Genomic DNA, 14,031 nt, shown 5'->3' on the forward strand with positions numbered 1-14,031 from the left:
CGAGCCACCAGGAGGCCGCCCGTATGAGTGCTCGACCGCTGCCCGTCAGCCCGCCCGCCGAGCAGGGAGTCGACGCCTCGGGCATCACCGCGTTCCTCGACGCCGTCGAGGCCGACCCGGACATCGAACCGCACAGCCTGATGATCCTGCGCCACGGGTACCTCGTCGCCTCCGGCTGGTGGGCGCCGTACACACCCGAGCGACTCCAGCTGCTCTACTCGCTCAGCAAGAGCTTCACCTCCACGGCGGCCGGATTCGCCGTGGCCGAGGGCCTGTTGGACCTGGACCGCCCGGTGATCTCGTACTTCCCCGAGTTCGAGGCCGACATCGCCGATCCGCGCAGCCGCGCGATGCTCGTCCGGCACGTCGCGGCCATGGCCAGCGGTCATCTCACCGAGACCTACGCCGACGCGCTCCGGCTCGACCGGAACGAGGCGGTACGCGGCTTCCTGCTGATCCCACCGGACCGCGAACCCGGCACCGTGTTCGCGTACAACCAGTCCGCCACGTACACGCTCGCCACGATCCTCCAACGGGTGACCGGTCTGTCGCTGACCGAGTATCTGCGGCCCCGGCTGTTCGACCCGCTGGGCATCGGGGAGACCGCCTGGACACGGAACCGGTCCGGCCGGGAGATCGGCTTCAGCGGGCTGCACGCCGCGACCGACGCGATCGCCCGGCTCGGCCAGCTATATCTGCGCGAAGGCGTCTGGGAGGGGCAGCGGCTCCTGCCCGCCTCCTGGGTCGCGGAGGCGACCCGCGCGCACATCGCGAACGCGGACGGCACCCCCGAGGGCGCCCGGTCGGACTGGCAGCAGGGCTATGGACTCCAGTTCTGGCGGGGGCGGCACGGATACCGGGGCGACGGGGCGTTCGGGCAGTTCTGCGTCGTGCTGCCCGAACACGACGCGGTGATCGCGACGACCGCGGCGACCGACCGGATGCAGGAGCTGCTGGACCTGATGTGGCGGCATCTGCTGCCCGCGTTCGGAACGGCACCGCTGCCGGCCGGGGGCGAGGGCGACCACGCGCTGCGCGCCCGGCTCGCCGGGCTCGCCCTGCCGCCGGTCGAGGCCGGGCCCGAGCCCGCGGAGCCCGCCGACGCCTGGTGGGACACGGAGTTCGTTCCCGCCGGAGGCGTCTGCGCGGACCAGCGGACACTGACGGGAGTGGTCGTCACCGAGGGCGACAAGGGCCCGCGCGTCACCCTGGTCGAGGGTGACCGGCGACTGGAGCTGCGGCTCGGCGGAACCGGCTGGACCGTCGATCCCGGCCCGACGCCCACGGCGGTGAGCGGGGGCTGGACCGACCCGGGCACCCTGCGCGTCGACGTGCTGTTCCTGGAGACCCCGCACCGGCTGACCGTGACCTGCTCCCTCCCCGATCGCACCTTCACGGCCCGCTGGCACACGACCCCGCTCCACGCCCGCTCCCTGGAGTCCCTTCACGCACCGTCACAGCAGGCGTCAACCGGCCGTCGGAAAACGCCATACCGCGCCACCCCTTCCGCCACATAGAAATATCTACCAACATGCATAAGCCGAGGTCCTGGCGGGCAATCGCGGGTCTTTGGCCGGTGCCTCCCTCCGCGCCTGCCGAGCGGAGGGGACTATCTCCGGGGTGATCCGTGACGAACGTGATGTGGATGCAGAGTGTCGAGTGGCTGGCGGCGGCCGCCACGAATCCGAGGGCGTGCAAACGGGAGTGGGACCAGGGGAACGGTGGCGTGCTCCTGGAGGCCGGACGCTACTGGGACGTGCTGAGCGTGCCCGAACAACTCGGCCTGCTCGCCCTGGACATCCTGTGGTCCGACCCGATCCAGGTGCCGGGGCCCACCCTGGTCGACTGCGCGGCCCATCGCGTCGGCTTCTTCCTGCCGCCCGACCCCGCCAGCCGGTGGGAGGGATCGGGGCTCCGCCACCTCGGCAAGGGCTCGTGGATCGCCGTACCGCCGCCGTACCGTTCTGCGGGACCGCTGGAGTGGATCATCCCGCCGGACGGGACGGGCGCCCTGCACCCGGCCCTCTCCCTGGAACTGGCGCTGCGCCAGGCCAACGGCACCCTCGCCGTCCTGGCACCGTCGGCCGAGGCCTAGGAGGTTCGCCCTCGTACGGGGCGTACTCGGGCGTGCCCGACAACGCGGCGAGGTGCGGCCAGGCGCCGCGGGCCCGGCGGGAATGGTCAGACAGGCCCTGGCACTCACCAGCCGGCCAGGCCCCGCGGCACGGGAACCGCGGGAACGCACCCGTCGTAGTCCTTGTCCGGAACGGGTGCCGCGAAGCTCGCCCACAGCACCTCGCGGGGTTCCGGGACCAGCCGGCCCTCGGCCCGCCACTCCGACACGAGCTGGGCGTAGATCGGCGGATGCCCGCCCTGATGGGCCCCCTGACGACCGGGACGGCCGGACGGCTCGGCGTAGGGCCGACCGGTGCCTGTCCCCATGACCGTCCCCGCGCTCGCACGGGTGCCGGCACCGGCTCGCAGAGCGGGAACGTGTCGCAACGCTTTGTGAGTGCTGTCCATGCCGGAGCAACGTGTGAATCCGAGCCGGTGGAACGCGCCTCGCCGACCGCCCACCGGGTCGGGTGAGCGCGTCCCCCGTTCGGCGCAACGCGACGACCCGCCGCTCGCGAAGAGCTGCGCCCGCTACGCGACCCCGTAGAAGTGCGCCTGGCCTCCGCGCCACTTCACCCATGCCGGATCGTCCAGCAGATCCTCCGCGTCCGGCAGACCGGCCCGGCCGAGGAACTCCAGAAGATCCTCGTCCGAGAACGCCACGCCGAGGTTCTCACCCCGCGCGGTCACCTCGCGGCCACTGGTATCCAGGGTCGGATGCACAACCAAAGGAGCCCGTCCGGACATGTCTCCAGGATCGTCCTTCGCACCGCGCCGCGCATCCGGACGGGCGGATGCGAAGTCGTCGTATGGCGTGAAGTGGTTGTATTCAGTGAAGTGGTTGTCTTCAGTACTAAGTGCGTTGCTACTTCTCTGGGCGAGGAGCTTTCGATGGGCGCGTTGGACCTGACAGCGATCGAAGCGGAGCGTCAGCGGATCCGGGACGCCCATCTGATGCCGGAGAGGCCGGCGAGCACGGCCCGCGGTGTGCACCATGTCGCGCTGCTCTCCTCGGACGTGGAGCGGACCGTACGGTTCTACCAGGGCGTCCTGGGCTTTCCCCTCACCGAGATGATCGAGAACCGGGACTACCAGGGCTCGACCCACTTCTTCTTCGACCTCGGCAACGGCAATCTGCTCGCCTTCTTCGACTTCCCCGGACTCGACCTCGGCCCCTACGCGGAAGTCCTCGGCGGGCTGCATCACCTCGCCATCTCGGTCGACCCCGTCACCTGGCGCGGGCTGCGCGAGCGACTCGACGCCGCCGAGGTCACGTACATGGAGGAGAGCGGTACCTCGCTCTACTTCCGTGACCCCGACGGTGCCCGGGTCGAACTGCTCGCCGACCCGCTCGGCGAGATGTACGGCAACGCGGTCCTGTGAGCCCGGGGCCGGGGCCGGGGCCTCAGCGCAGCGTCTCGGCCCAGTTCGCCGGAACACGCCCCGCGGGGCCGGGTGTGGGCTGGTCGAGCGGATGGCTCACCGGGGGAGCGAGCTCCGGACCGGACTCGTACAGCTCCGAGGTGTCGTAGTCCCAGAACCAGTTCTCGCCCGGCTCGAAACTCTGGATGATCGGGTGCCCCGTGCTCCGCGCGTGGGCGGTGGCGTGCTTGGCCGGGGAGTCGTCGCAGCATCCGATGTGCCCGCACTGGGCGCAGCGCCGCAGGTGGAACCACCATCCGCCGACGGCGTCGCACTCGGTGCAGCCGGTGCCGCTCGGCGGGACGGAGGGGTCGATACCGCTGGGCGTGGTCATGACGGCTCCTCGGAGGTTTCCACGACGGTCAGGGGCAGGCGCACCTGGAAGCGGGTGTCGCCGGGCACGGACTGCACCTGCAGACTTCCGTGATGCTTGTTGACCACGATCCGCCAGGAGATGTCCAGGCCGAGACCGGTGCCCTCGCCCACCGGCTTGGTGGTGAAGAACGGGTCGAAGATGCGGTCGCGGATCTCCTCGGGCACCCCGGGACCCGTGTCGCGGAACTCGACGAGCACATGGTCCCCGTCGGCCGCGGTGCGCACCGTCAGTGTCCCCTCGCCCGCCATCGCCGAGGCGGCGTTGTCGATGAGGTTCGTCCAGACCTGGTTCAGCTCGCCCGGATAGGCGGGGATCCGGGGCAGCGTACGGTCGTACTCCTTGACGACCTTGATGCCGGAGCCCATCTTCCCGGCGAGCATCATCAGGGTGCTGTCGAGCAGCTCGTGCACGTCGGAGACCTGGTAGGGCGCGCGATCCATCTGCGAGTACTGCTTGGCCGCGTCCACGAGGTGCGAGATACGGGTGGTGGAGTCCTCGATCTCGTTCATCAGCAGTTCGGTCTCGACCGTGTAGTTCAGCCACCGGACCGCGCCTTCGAGGGTCGGTCCGTCCACGGCCGCCGCGACCTGGTCCAGCCAGTCCGTGTCCAGGCCCGCCTGCACGAAGGTCGGGGCCAGCTGCCAGCCACCCGCGATGTCGTGGTCGTCGAGCCAGTCGGCGAGCGCGTCCTCCCGGTCGGAGGCCTCCAGCGGGGTCAGCGGCGTGGCCTTGGCGACCTGCTCGGCGGTCCGCTCCTGGATCTCGACGAGCGTCTCCAGAGCGTCGCGCGCGTACGGTCCCGAGGCGATCATCCCCAGCTTCTGCCGCATGTGGGCCACCCGGTCCCGCAGCGCTGAGGTGGCCCGCACGGCCGCCGCGGCCGGGTTGTTGAGCTCGTGCGTGAGCCCCGCGGACAGCGAGCCGAGCGCCAGCAGCCGCTCGCGCTGCCCGATGGTCCGCTGTGTGTTCTGGCTGCCGAAGAACATGCCCTCCAGCAGATGGACGGCCATCGGGAACCAGTCCCGCAGGATGGCGGAGAACGTCGCCGCGGGCAGGACGAAGAACCGCGAGAGCTCGGTGACCCGCATGGAACCCTTGTACCGAGCGTCATCCGGGCTGCTGAGATACGCCTGCATCGCACCCGCGTAGACCCCGCGCTTCGAGGTGCGGCTGATCTCCACGTCGTCCGCACCGACCCGGCGCGACATCACGACCGTGCCCTCCAGTAGGACGTAGAAGCAGGTGGCCGGATCACCCTCGGTGTAGACCGGACCGGGGTCGAACTGCTCCGTGCGGCCCTCCCGACACAGCCGGTCCAGCTGCTCGGAGTCGAGCTTCTCGAACAGGAACAGGGTGCTCAGTTCGGCCGCGTCGCACGGCACCGGCCGCCCGCTCACGACTGCTCCAGATAACGGTGGACGAGCATGACGGCCATGGCTCCCTCTCCGACCGCGGACGCGACCCGCTTCGCCGACTCGGCGCGCGCGTCCCCGGCCACGAACACACCGGGCACATTGGTTTCCAGGTGGTAGGGGGGCCGGTCCAGCTCCCAGCCGCGGGGCGGCTGCCCGTCCGGTGTCATGTCCGGGCCCGCCACGATGAATCCGCGGCCGTCCCGGAGCACCGTGCCCTCCAGCCAGTCGGTGAGCGGGGCCGCGCCGATGAACACGAACATCCACTGCGCGTCGACGAGTTCGGTGTGGCCGCTCTCCACATCGCGCAGGGTCAGCTGCTCCAGATGGCCGTCGCCGTGCGCGGAGTCCACGACCGTGCCGGTGCGCACCGAGATGTTCGGCGCGTCGGCGATCTGCTCGATCAGATAGTGCGACATCGAGGCGGACAACGAGGAGCCGCGCACCAGGATGGTGACGGACTTGGCGCCCCGGGCCAGATACATCGCCGCCTGGCCGGCCGAGTTCGCACCGCCCACGATGTACACGTCGTGGCCCTGGCAGGCGGCCGCCTCGGTCAGCGCCGAGCCGTAGAAGACGCCGCAGCCCGTCAGCTCGGCCAGACCGGGCGCCTGGAGCTGCCGGTACGAGACACCGGTCGCGAGGATCACCGCGTGCGCGGAGATCGTGGAGCCGTCGGAGAAGCGGATGGTGCGGGAGGCCCCGGTGACCTCCAGTCCGGTCACCTCACGCGCGGTGAGGATCTCGGCGCCGAACTTGGCCGCCTGCCGCCGCGCCCGGTCGGTCAGCTGCCCCCCGGAGACGCCGTCGGGGAAGCCGAGGTAGTTCTCGATCCGTGAACTCTGACCCGCCTGTCCACCGGTCGCGGACCGCTCCACGAGCACCGTACGCAGCCCCTCGGACGCGCCGTACACGGCCGCTCCGAGACCGGCAGGACCGCCGCCGATCACGACGAGGTCGTAGAACTCCGAGGTGGGCGTCGTGGCGAGCCCGACGTGCGCCGCGATCTCGGGGTCCTCGGGCTCGACGAGCGGCGTACCGTCCGGGGTGACCACCAGCGGCAGCCGCTGCCCGTCCTGCCCGGCGGCGGCCAGCAGGCGCTGCCCCTCCGGGGTGTCGGACGAGTACCACCGGTAGGGCACCTGGTTGCGGGCGAGGAACTCCCGGACGCCCGACGAACGCGCCGACCACCGGTGTCCGACCACCTTGCAGGCGCCCACCGGCCGGTAGTCGCTGGCCCGCCAGGCGTCCAGGAGATCGTCGACGACCGGGTAGAGCTTCTCCTCCGGCGGATCCCACGGCTTGAGCAGATAGTGGTCGAGGTCGATCACGTTGATCGCGTCGATCGCCGCGTTGGTGTCCGCGTACGCGGTCAGCAGCACCCGGCGAGCGCCCGGATACACGTCGAGGGCCTGCTCCAGGAACTCGATGCCGTTCATCTGCGGCATGCGGTAGTCGGCGAGGATGACGGCCACCTGGTCACCGCGCAGCTTCAGCTCGCGCAGGGCATCCAGCGCGGCGTCGCCGGACTCGGCGCGCACGATCCGGTGCGCCTCGCCGTAGCGGCGCCTGAGGTCCCGCGCGACGGCGCGCGACACTCCGGGGTCGTCGTCGACGGTCAGAATGACGGTCCGCGCCGGACTGGCGGCCTGGGTCATACCTCTCCCACCCCGAGCAGGTCAGTTGCGTTCCGGCCGAGCGGCCACCACGAGGCACCGCAGGGCAGGTACAGAGCCAATCGTATGTACGATCGGTCACCTTTGCTCGGGAACCGGATACCCGCGGGGTGCCTCGGGCGCGTCCGCGGGGGCCGGCAGGGGGTCGCGGACCTCGGGGAGGATGTTCGTGACGTAGTCCTCGACGGCCGCGTCCAGGCCGATGTCGTGCTGGGCGCGCTCGGACAGGAACCAGCGGTGTTCGAGGAGCTCGTGGTACAGCTCGGCCGGATCCATGGAGCCACGCAGATCCTGCGGCACCGCCCGGACCGTCGGCCGGAACACGTCCCGCACCCAGCGGTGGGCGAGCACCTCCGGCCGGGCGGCATGCGCGTGCCCGTCGCCCGGACCGGGCCGCGAGCCCGGGCGAGGGCCGCTCGGCGCGTAGTCGTCCTGGGTGGCCATCCAGCTCTCCAGGTCGTTCAGGAGCCGGCGGGCCTGGTTCTCCTCGGTGTCGAGGCCGGTCAGCCGCAGCAGCTGGCGCTGGTGATGGCCCGCGTCGACGACCTTGGGCACGAAGGTCACGGTGTCGCCGTTGGAGGAGCTCGCGATCTGCATCTCGGCGACGTCGAAACCGAGGTCGTTGAGGCGGCGTATGCGGCGGTCGATGTAGTGGTACTTGCCCGCCGGATAGACGGAGGTGCGGGTCAGTTCCTCCCACAGGCCCCGGTAGCGCGCGCAGATCTCCCGGCCGAACTCGATCGGGTCCACCGAGGGGTGCAGGGCGCCCGCCGCCTCCAGGTCGAGCAGTTCGCCGCTGATGTTCACACGGGCGAGATCGAGGTCGTACTCCCGCTGGCCGGGGCTGAGCCGTGGGTGCAGCTCACCGGTCTCGGCGTCCACCAGGTACGCGGCGTACGCTCCCGCGTCGCGCCGGAACAGGGTGTTGGACAGGGAGCAGTCGCCCCACGCGAAGCCGGCCAGGTGAAGCCGCACCAGCAGGACGGCCAGCGCGTCCATCAGCCGGTGCATGGTGGCGGGCCGCATCGTCGTCTCGAACATCGACCGGTACGGCAGTGAGCCGCCCAGATGCCGGGTGATCAGCACGGACTCCAGCGGCTCGCCCGCAGCGTCGGTGCGGCCGGTGACCACGGCGAGCGGGTCGACCGCGGGGATCCCGAGCCGGTCCAGGCCGAGCAGCAGCTCGTACTCGCGCACCGCGGGCCGCTCGGCGAGTTCCTTGACGGCCACCACCTCGTCACCGGCGCGCGCGTAGCGCACCACGTGCCGGGAGATGCCGCGCGGCAACGGCACGAGAAGGTGCTCGGGCCACTCCTCCAGGGGCAGCTGCCACGGCAGTTCGAGCAGGAGCGCGGGGTGCTCCGGGTTGGTGGCGCTGATCTGCAAAGCCATGGCCGGGCTGCCCTCACTTCAAGGTCGAACGCTGTTCCGGCTCCAGCATCTACGAATGATCGGGGAGGCGGAAGACGCGCCGGGCGTTGCCCGACAGGAACAGCGCGGTGGTCTCCTCGTCCAGCCCCAGCTCGTCGAGGTGCTCCAATGCCCGACGCGGCTCGATCATGGGGTAGTTGGAGCCGAAGAGGACCTTGCGCCGTCCCCGGCCGCGCAGGTACTCGACCAGCTCCGGGGGGTAGCGGCGGGTGGTGTAGGCGCTGGTGTCGATGTACACGTTCGCGTGCTTGTCGGCGACCGCGATCATCTCCGTGGTCCAGGGGTACCCGATGTGCCCGCAGACGATGGTCAGTTCGGGGAAGTCGAGCGCGACCTGGTCGATGTACGGGATGGGCCGGCCGGTCTCGGAGGGGCGCAGCGGTCCGGTGTGCCCGACCTGGGTGCAGAAGGGGACGCCGAGTTCGGCGCAGGCCGTGTACAGGGGGTAGTAGAGCCGGTCGGTGGGCGGCAGTTGCCACAGCCAGGGAATGATCCGGAGCGCCACGAAGTCCAATTCCTCGACGGCCCGCCGCAGTTCCCGCACCGCCGCGACGGGGCGCGTGAGGTCGGCGCCCGCGACCCCGCGCAGCCGGCCCTTCGACCGCGCCACGAATCCGGCGACCTCGTCATTGGTGATCAGGGCGCCCTGAGGTCCGTACCAGGCCGAGGACAGACCGGTGTCCACGTCGGCAGCCGCGAGCGCCGCCACCGTGACCTCGACCGGCATCTCCTCCTCCAGCACCTTCATGCCGGTCCAGCGGCGCAGGGACTCGAACATCTCGTGGTTGGAGTGACGGAGAGTGGGGTGCTGCATCCACGCGTCGACGACCGGCATGGTCCTGTGCCCTCCCTGAATCGGTGGCTGAGCGCTTGCTTACCGCTGACCCTAGAAGGTCCCGTGCTCCCTGGCCACCCGCCCACGTCGCCGATGCTCCGGACCTACCCGCCCACGTCGCCGATGCGCCGGACCTACCCGCCACGTCGCCGACGCCCCCGACCTACCCGCCCACGGCGTCCACCAGCATGGTCAGGGCCGCGACAAGACGCGAGAATCCGGGGCCGACGGGGCCACCCGGCTCCTTCATGTACGTGTCCCGTCGGATCTCCACCATCAGTGCCGCGACCTGCGGTTCCCGCTCGTAGTGCCGCAAGGGGACGTACGCGCCCGCGAACGGACTGTCGATCCCCACACCACCGAGCCCTGCGAACGCCTTCTCCGCGAGCGCGACCAGTTCCGGCGGTGTGTGGAACGAGTCGGTCCCCAGGCAGATCGGCGGCCGCGGCCCGTCACCGTGCAGTTCGTAGGGCAGCCGGGCCGTCGGATACGAGTGGATGTCGATGATCACGGCCCGCCCGGTGGCGGCCAGCCGGTCGGTGACCGCGGCCGTCATCGCCCGCGCGTACGGGTGGAAGTAGCGGTCGATCAGCGGCCGCGGATCGAGGCCCGCGGGCCGCAGCGGAGCCCGGTGCGTCGTCCGCGTGTAGACCGCGCCCATTCCCACCGCGAGCATTTCCTCCCGCTCGTCCGGGAAACGCTCGGGATCGACGACCAGCCGGGACAGCCGGTTGACGAACCGCCACGGCGTCAGCCCGGCCGCCTCGGCGGCGGCCGCCGCCAGTTCGGCGGTGTGCGCGTCGGTGATGTGGTCCAACTCGCTCGCCAGCGCCGCGTCGTCGAGGACGATGCCGTCACGGACAGGCGCCGGGATCTCGCGGGAGGAGTGCGGCACGTGCAGGATCACGGGCGAGTGGACCGCACCGGGCAGGAGTGCGAAGGAGTCCTGGGCATCCGCGGAGTCGAGAATGTCGTTCATGGGATCACTGTCGCAGCCGGGTCTGACACTGGGCCGGACCCGCTCGTCGGCCTCGCCCGCGCGCCCTCAGCCGGAGCCCCCACGGCGCGCGTAGTGGTCGATGAGTGCCGCCCGGGTCGTTTCGAGACGGTGGGCCAGGATGGCGCCGATCGTCCGGGTCAGCGACAGCTCCAGCGTCGGATCCTGGTCGAACAGGGTCCGCACCTCGCCGGCGTCGAACTCGTAGGCGCGCACCGGGCTGAACGCCTCGGCGCCGAAGTCCCAGGTGTGCGGGCGGAACAGCCACGACCAGCCCAGCAGGTCACCGGGCCCGAGCTGCGCGACGGTGATCCGTCGTTCGGCGATGACCCGCTGGTACAGGGAGACCGTTCCGGAGCGGATCACCCAGAAGCGGTCGGCGGTACCCCCCTCCTCGAAGATCGGCCCGTCCGCGGGAAAGGAGACCTCGCGCGCCACGCTCATCAGCCGTTCGCGGTGTTCGGGGGACAGAGCGTGCAGGAGCCGTAGAGCAGTGGGCATCGCGGACCTCCATCGGGTCGCCGCGCGACCGCGGGGGTCGGCGGCGCCTGTCGTACCGGGGGTATCCCGTCATCCTCTATTGGAGCCCGAACGGCGTAATCCGTCGCGTCGTGGGCCGGGCGACTTCGCCGAAGGGCGGTCGCGAGTGCTTCGCAGACGGTGTCATCAGGCGGCCCGGGAGGTCACCGAGAAGCGGGCTCCGTCGGGGTCGGTGAGGACGGCTTCCATCGAGCCGACACCTTGCTGACGGGCGGTGCCGCCGTTGGCGCGCGCCGCGCGGACGCAGGCCTCCACGTCGTCGACCGCGAAGTGGATCTGCCAGTGCGGTCTGACGCTCGGGTCGGGGGCGGCCCCCACGGCGCCGGAGTGGATCCGGGCCACCACGTCGCCGAAGCTGCGCAGGACGACCTCGTTCTCCTCGTAGTCGACCTCGCAGCAGCCGGGGACCGCGGACGCCCAGCCCAGCACCTCCCCGTAGAAGATGGCGGCGTCGAAGGCGTCCCGGGTGTGCAGGCGTACGAAGGAGGGGGCCGCGTTGCGCCAGCGTTCCCAGCCGGACACCAGCTCGCCCTCCCAGATGCCGAAGACCGCGCCGTCCCGGTCGGCCAGCAGTGCCGCCCGGCCCGGCGGCAGCGAGATCGGCCCCACCGCGGTCGTACCGCCGCGTTCCTGGCTGCGGGAGACCGTCTCGTCCGCTGAGGCCACGGCGAAGAACGGGGTCCAGGAGACCGCCGTCCTCGCCACGAAACCGACCTCGGCGATCCCGGCGACCGGAATCCCGGCGACACGGGCGATCCGGTACTGGTCGCCCATCCTGGTGCCCGAGACCCATTTCCAGCCGAGAACCGCGCTGTAGAAGCCCTCGGCGGCCCGTAGATCGCGCGTGGTCAGGCTGACCCAGCACGGTGCGCCGAACACCGACTGGCTGGTGACGACACCGCTGTGGAGTGTTCCGTCGCTCTTCATCGCCGTCCGTCCTGACCTCGCTGGGCCGTCCGTCCCGACCGCACTGGTCGGCAGCGGTCGCGCGGGGTGCGGGACCCGATCGGGTCCCCGGACGTGAGTTCAGCCGTGAGAGGCCTTCCGTGCCGGAAGGCCTCCGACGGCATCAGTAGCACCTGCGGATCCGCTGTCCCATCAGCAACAGCATCTCCCGCCTCGGCGCCGCGCGCACCACGCGACGGCTAGGCGCGCGGCCGCTCCAGGGTGAGCAGCAGCCCCTCCACGGCGCCGGGACCTATGCGGCCCTTGACGTCCGCGGCCGTGATCGCCTTGAGCGCCCACCCGTCCTCGGCGTGCTTGTTCAGGACCTTTTCCAGCTTGTCGCTGTCCAGTGCGTCGCCGATCAGCGACTCACGGAACGTGACGACCTTGTATTCGAAGGTGTACGGGGTGCTCATGGTTGCGGAGCTCTCCTGCGTGTTGGATGGCATGGCCGGGGCCCACCCAATCACTCTTCGCAGCCGTGGCACAGGGGCGAACCGGACCGTACGGATACCTTTGTTGAAACTTCATGACGTGCCTCGCCGTGGCGAGGGCGGCCCGCCCGGCCGGGCTCCGCCTCGAACGCCCCGGCCGTACGGCGCCGTAGCGTGGACCGCGGACGGCAGGATCTTGTGACGGCGGATTCCGGGGGGCGCGATGTGCTGGAGCGCGACGGCCGATCTGGCGGCCGGTGCCGGTGTCGCCGCTGTCGGGGTGGCCTGTGTGATCCGGGCGCGGCGCAGGCAGGACCTCCCACTGGCCGCACTGCCGCTGCTGCTCGGCGCCCATCAGATCGTCGAATCGCGGGTCTGGGACGCCGGTGGCGGTACCGGTCCCGCCACCGTGGTCTGGGCCGTGATCGCACTCCCGCTGCTGGCGGCGTGGGTGCCGGCGGGCGTGCTGTGCGCGGCACCGCGCCGTGCCCGGCGCCGGCTGCTGTTCCCGCTCGCCGCCGGTATCGCGACCGCGGCGGCGCTCGCGCACGCCATGGCCGTCCGTCCCGTGAGGGCCGAGATCCGCGGCCACACCATGGGCTATGTCGTCGACCTGCCCCAGCACGAACTGGTCATCGCGGGCTACCTCTTCGCCACCGTCGGCGCGTTGCTCATGTCCGGTGACCGGGGGCTGCTGCTGCTCGGTGTCCTGGTCGGGGTGGGCGCGGCTGCCTGCTGGTCGCTGTGGGAGCTGGAGTTCGTCTCGACGTGGTGCGCGTTCGCCGCGGTCGTCTCGGTGTCCCTGCTGGGCTGGGTGAACTCGCGGGAGGCCGTCGCCCCTTACGAGCGGGTCGATCACGCGTGATGTGACGGATCACGGGGACGTGAAGATCACGTCCCCGCCGGAGCAGCGGTGATCCGGCGCGTCCTGGGTAGTCGGCGGACCATGGACGACCTGACGAGTTCCTCATATGTGTCGGTCAGGGTCGACGCATGATCAACCCCGTACACCGTGTTCCGGCGGCGATCGTCGCCGCCTCGTTCCTGCTCTTCGGCTGCGGGAGCGGCCCGGCCGAGCGGCTCGGCCCGGGAGCCGGCGGCTCCCCGGCGCGTCACGGCGTGGCCACACCGGCCCCGGCCCCGACCGCCTCGCGCGCCGTGGCACCGCGGCGACTGCCGGGACTCGGCCCCCGCACCCTGGCCGCCGTTCCGTCGCGGACCCGTCAGGCCGTCGTGGTGACCGGCGAGGGCAGGAACTCCCCGCTGTCCACCGTGGTGCTGTACGAGCGGACGGAGGCCGGCTGGCAGGCGGGCCCGAGCCGGCCCGCGCACAACGCGCTCAAGGGCTGGACCGACCACCATCACGCCGGCGACCTGCGTTCCCCCATAGGTGTCTTCACCCTGACGGACGCCGGCGGGCTGCTGCCCGACCCCGGCACCCGGCTCCCGTACGACCGCTCGGGCGCCTTCACCTCACCCGGCACGGGCTTCGAGGGCGAGCCGCTGTCCGGCTCCTTCGACTACGTGGTCGCCGTCAACTACAACCGCAAGCCCGGCACCACACCCCTGGACTGGACCCGGCCGCTGGGCGCGGCCCGCGGCGGAGGGATCTGGCTGCACGTGGACCACGGAGGCCCCACACACGGCTGCGTCGGTCTGCGCGAGCACGACCTGAAAGAACTGCTGCGCGCTCTGGACCCCGCCCTTCACCCCGTGGTGGTCATGGGGGACGCGGCCTCGCTGGCACGCTGAACGCCTTCCGGGAGGCCTCGTGGGCCCGAGCCCACCGGCAGTGTCCCCGGAGGATGTGAGGAAGGTGTCAGGGTGTGGGAAGCCCCTCTCACCGGC

At 71.2% G+C, this 14,031-nt stretch carries 16 protein-coding genes; 5 read left to right on the top strand and 11 right to left on the bottom strand.

The annotated features are described in order from the left end of the window. Positions 1–23 precede the first annotated feature (23 nt). On the top strand, positions 24–1,517 hold the full coding sequence (locus tag ACZ4N5_RS28050) for a serine hydrolase domain-containing protein (protein ID WP_467759812.1): 1,494 nt from the start codon (positions 24–26) through the stop codon (positions 1,515–1,517). Between the two features lie 122 nt (positions 1,518–1,639). Continuing rightward, positions 1,640–2,095 (top strand): hypothetical protein, encoded by a 456-nt coding sequence (locus ACZ4N5_RS28055; protein ID WP_467759975.1) that lies wholly within the window; start codon positions 1,640–1,642, stop codon positions 2,093–2,095. A gap of 104 nt (positions 2,096–2,199) precedes the next feature. On the opposite strand, the gene ACZ4N5_RS28060 is transcribed toward ACZ4N5_RS28055, so the two are convergent. Then, positions 2,200–2,442, bottom strand: a complete 243-nt coding sequence (locus ACZ4N5_RS28060) for a hypothetical protein (protein ID WP_467759813.1) — start codon at positions 2,440–2,442, stop codon at positions 2,200–2,202. A gap of 204 nt (positions 2,443–2,646) precedes the next feature. After that, the gene (locus tag ACZ4N5_RS28065; RefSeq protein ID WP_467759814.1) at positions 2,647–2,862 is read right to left on the bottom strand and encodes a hypothetical protein; all 216 of its coding nucleotides are present in this window, start codon (positions 2,860–2,862) and stop codon (positions 2,647–2,649) included. 144 nt (positions 2,863–3,006) lie between these two features. Here ACZ4N5_RS28065 and ACZ4N5_RS28070 point away from each other — a divergent pair, with 144 nt between their 5' ends. After that, on the top strand, positions 3,007–3,498 hold the full coding sequence (locus ACZ4N5_RS28070; RefSeq protein WP_356780928.1) for a VOC family protein: 492 nt from the start codon (positions 3,007–3,009) through the stop codon (positions 3,496–3,498). A 22-nt stretch (positions 3,499–3,520) separates the two neighbouring features. Here ACZ4N5_RS28070 and ACZ4N5_RS28075 read toward each other — a convergent pair whose 3' ends face one another. The 9 genes from ACZ4N5_RS28075 to ACZ4N5_RS28115 form a co-directional block, all read right to left on the bottom strand. Beyond that, positions 3,521–3,871: a UBP-type zinc finger domain-containing protein gene (locus tag ACZ4N5_RS28075; protein ID WP_467759815.1), complete on the bottom strand. Its 351-nt coding sequence runs from the start codon at positions 3,869–3,871 to the stop codon at positions 3,521–3,523. After that, a complete protein-coding gene (locus ACZ4N5_RS28080) occupies positions 3,868–5,310 on the bottom strand; it encodes an ATP-binding protein (RefSeq protein ID WP_467759816.1) in 1,443 nt (480 codons plus the stop codon). The genes ACZ4N5_RS28075 and ACZ4N5_RS28080 overlap by 4 nt, the downstream gene beginning before the upstream one ends. Then, complete coding sequence (locus tag ACZ4N5_RS28085; RefSeq protein WP_467759817.1) at positions 5,307–6,983, bottom strand: NAD(P)/FAD-dependent oxidoreductase; 1,677 nt, start codon at positions 6,981–6,983, stop codon at positions 5,307–5,309. The genes ACZ4N5_RS28080 and ACZ4N5_RS28085 overlap by 4 nt, the downstream gene beginning before the upstream one ends. A 96-nt stretch (positions 6,984–7,079) precedes the next feature. Continuing rightward, positions 7,080–8,393 (bottom strand): DUF4032 domain-containing protein, encoded by a 1,314-nt coding sequence (locus ACZ4N5_RS28090; protein ID WP_467759818.1) that lies wholly within the window; start codon positions 8,391–8,393, stop codon positions 7,080–7,082. Between the two features lie 49 nt (positions 8,394–8,442). Continuing rightward, positions 8,443–9,267: an amidohydrolase family protein gene (locus ACZ4N5_RS28095; protein ID WP_467759819.1), complete on the bottom strand. Its 825-nt coding sequence runs from the start codon at positions 9,265–9,267 to the stop codon at positions 8,443–8,445. Between the two features lie 163 nt (positions 9,268–9,430). Further along, positions 9,431–10,246 carry an N-formylglutamate amidohydrolase gene (locus ACZ4N5_RS28100; RefSeq protein WP_467759820.1) on the bottom strand — a complete coding sequence of 272 codons (816 nt, stop codon included), beginning with the start codon at positions 10,244–10,246 and terminating at the stop codon, positions 9,431–9,433. Positions 10,247–10,312: 66 nt separating this feature from the next. Beyond that, positions 10,313–10,765, bottom strand: coding sequence for a cyclic nucleotide-binding domain-containing protein (locus tag ACZ4N5_RS28105; RefSeq protein WP_467759821.1), 453 nt, complete (start codon positions 10,763–10,765; stop codon positions 10,313–10,315). Between the two features lie 165 nt (positions 10,766–10,930). Then, positions 10,931–11,731, bottom strand: a complete 801-nt coding sequence (locus tag ACZ4N5_RS28110; protein ID WP_467759822.1) for a VOC family protein — start codon at positions 11,729–11,731, stop codon at positions 10,931–10,933. Positions 11,732–11,949: 218 nt separating this feature from the next. Further along, complete coding sequence (locus tag ACZ4N5_RS28115) at positions 11,950–12,165, bottom strand: DUF4177 domain-containing protein (protein ID WP_151467464.1); 216 nt, start codon at positions 12,163–12,165, stop codon at positions 11,950–11,952. A gap of 241 nt (positions 12,166–12,406) precedes the next feature. Between ACZ4N5_RS28115 and ACZ4N5_RS28120 the strand changes: the two genes are divergently transcribed. After that, positions 12,407–13,048: a DUF6629 family protein gene (locus ACZ4N5_RS28120; RefSeq protein ID WP_467759823.1), complete on the top strand. Its 642-nt coding sequence runs from the start codon at positions 12,407–12,409 to the stop codon at positions 13,046–13,048. A gap of 128 nt (positions 13,049–13,176) precedes the next feature. After that, complete coding sequence (locus ACZ4N5_RS28125) at positions 13,177–13,935, top strand: L,D-transpeptidase family protein (protein ID WP_467759824.1); 759 nt, start codon at positions 13,177–13,179, stop codon at positions 13,933–13,935. Positions 13,936–14,031: the final 96 nt, after the last annotated feature.

It is taken from the genome of Streptomyces sp. NPDC026500 (assembly GCF_055567635.1).

Bases quoted from the DNA above. Each gene is read 5' to 3' on its own strand.
- ACZ4N5_RS28125 (WP_467759824.1), top strand. From the start codon at position 13,177: ATGATCAACCCCGTACACCGTGTTCCGGCGGCGATCGTCGCCGCCTCG.
- ACZ4N5_RS28060 (WP_467759813.1), bottom strand. From the start codon at position 2,442: ATGGGGACAGGCACCGGTCGGCCCTACGCCGAGCCGTCCGGCCGTCCC.
- ACZ4N5_RS28110 (WP_467759822.1), bottom strand. From the start codon at position 11,731: ATGAAGAGCGACGGAACACTCCACAGCGGTGTCGTCACCAGCCAGTCG.
- ACZ4N5_RS28120 (WP_467759823.1), top strand. From the start codon at position 12,407: ATGTGCTGGAGCGCGACGGCCGATCTGGCGGCCGGTGCCGGTGTCGCC.
- ACZ4N5_RS28105 (WP_467759821.1), bottom strand. From the start codon at position 10,765: ATGCCCACTGCTCTACGGCTCCTGCACGCTCTGTCCCCCGAACACCGC.
- ACZ4N5_RS28050 (WP_467759812.1), top strand. From the start codon at position 24: ATGAGTGCTCGACCGCTGCCCGTCAGCCCGCCCGCCGAGCAGGGAGTC.
- ACZ4N5_RS28090 (WP_467759818.1), bottom strand. From the start codon at position 8,393: ATGGCTTTGCAGATCAGCGCCACCAACCCGGAGCACCCCGCGCTCCTG.
- ACZ4N5_RS28115 (WP_151467464.1), bottom strand. From the start codon at position 12,165: ATGAGCACCCCGTACACCTTCGAATACAAGGTCGTCACGTTCCGTGAG.
- ACZ4N5_RS28075 (WP_467759815.1), bottom strand. From the start codon at position 3,871: ATGACCACGCCCAGCGGTATCGACCCCTCCGTCCCGCCGAGCGGCACC.
- ACZ4N5_RS28055 (WP_467759975.1), top strand. From the start codon at position 1,640: ATGTGGATGCAGAGTGTCGAGTGGCTGGCGGCGGCCGCCACGAATCCG.
- ACZ4N5_RS28065 (WP_467759814.1), bottom strand. From the start codon at position 2,862: ATGTCCGGACGGGCTCCTTTGGTTGTGCATCCGACCCTGGATACCAGT.
- ACZ4N5_RS28095 (WP_467759819.1), bottom strand. From the start codon at position 9,267: ATGCCGGTCGTCGACGCGTGGATGCAGCACCCCACTCTCCGTCACTCC.
- ACZ4N5_RS28070 (WP_356780928.1), top strand. From the start codon at position 3,007: ATGGGCGCGTTGGACCTGACAGCGATCGAAGCGGAGCGTCAGCGGATC.
- ACZ4N5_RS28085 (WP_467759817.1), bottom strand. From the start codon at position 6,983: ATGACCCAGGCCGCCAGTCCGGCGCGGACCGTCATTCTGACCGTCGAC.
- ACZ4N5_RS28100 (WP_467759820.1), bottom strand. From the start codon at position 10,246: ATGAACGACATTCTCGACTCCGCGGATGCCCAGGACTCCTTCGCACTC.